This is a genomic window from Actinomadura geliboluensis (genome assembly GCF_005889745.1).
GTDB lineage: Bacteria > Actinomycetota > Actinomycetes > Streptosporangiales > Streptosporangiaceae > Spirillospora > Spirillospora geliboluensis.
Window position 1 is genome coordinate 1 of record NZ_VCKZ01000745.1, and the last position, 1,264, is coordinate 1,264.

Annotated in this window: 1 protein-coding gene; it reads right to left on the reverse strand. The window is 76.6% G+C overall.

Going from position 1 to position 1,264, the window contains the following annotated elements; all coding sequences use genetic code 11:
* A partial coding sequence (locus tag ETD96_RS43985; protein WP_478209508.1) for a cytochrome P450 occupies positions 1–1,182 on the reverse strand: 1,182 nt, incomplete at its 3' end.
* Positions 1,183–1,264: the final 82 nt, after the last annotated feature.

Here is a 1,264-nt window from a genome sequence, read left to right on the forward strand (position 1 = left end):
GCCGCCGCGCGGCCGCATCGCCGTCACGCTCGTCGGGACCGGCACCGGGCCCGCCGGCCGCAGCCGCGTGCCGCGCAGCAGGCACGCCAGCATCGTCTTCAGCTCCACCGTCGCCAGCGTCGACCCGATGCAGCGGTGCGGCCCGCCGCCGAACGGCAGGAACGTCGACGGCGACGCGGGCCGATGCAGCGGCGAGGCCGGATCCCACCGCTCGGGCCGGAACCGCCCCGCCTGCGGCCACACCTGCGGCATCCGGTGCGTGACGAACGGCGAGTACAGCACCATCGCGCCCGCCGGGACGCGGTGCCCGGCATAGGTGAAGTCCTCCACCGGGACGCGGGCGCTGAGCACCGCCGGCGGGAACAGCCGCAGCGTCTCGTTCACCACCCCGTCCAGATAGGTCAGCGCGGGCAGGTCCGCGGCCGCAACCGCCCGGTCGCCGACCACCTCGGCGACCTCGCGGCGCGCCCGCTCCCACGCGGCCGGGTGCGCCGCCAGCGCGTACACCGCCCACGCCATCGCCGCGCTGGTGGTGTCGTACCCGGCGGAGATCAGGCTGATGACCTGGTCCTGCAGCTCCTGGCGGGTCAGGCCCGCGCCGTCCTCGTCGCGGGCCGCCATCAGCATGGCCAGCACGTCGTCGTGCGCGCCGCCCTCGCGCAGCCGCCGATCGACCTCCTCGTCCACCCGCGCGACCACCTGCGCGCGGGCCGCCGCGACCCGCCGCATGTAGGGGTTGGGCACCGACCGCAGCGCCATCTGCAGGACGAAGTTCTGGTCGATCGCGGCGAGCGCGGTCTGCAGCCGCCGCCCGATCACCTCGGCGTCGGCGGCGAGCCGGTCCCCGAACAGCACCTCCACGGTGCTGCGGCGGATCACCGACCGCAGCTCGGCGTAGGCGTCCAGCCGCCGCCCCGGCCGCCACGACGCCACCGCCGCGTCGGTGTTGGCCGCCATCCGCGCCACGTACCCGCCGACGCGGCGGTGGTGGAACGCCGGCTGGACCAGCCGGCGGCGCCGCCGGTGGTCGGCGCCGTCGCTGACGATCAGCGCGGTCTCCCCGTTCACCGGCACCAGCAGGTCGAACGCCTCCCGCCACCGGAACAGCCCCGAGTTGGCGAACACGAACGCGTTGGCGTCGGGGCCGAACAGGTGCACGAACGGGCGGCGCCGCGTCCCCACCGCCGCGACCGGGCCGGCCTCGGCGTGCAGGCGCAGCAGGCTCGCGCACGGGTTCAGCGCGAACGCCAGCCCGTGCCNCGCC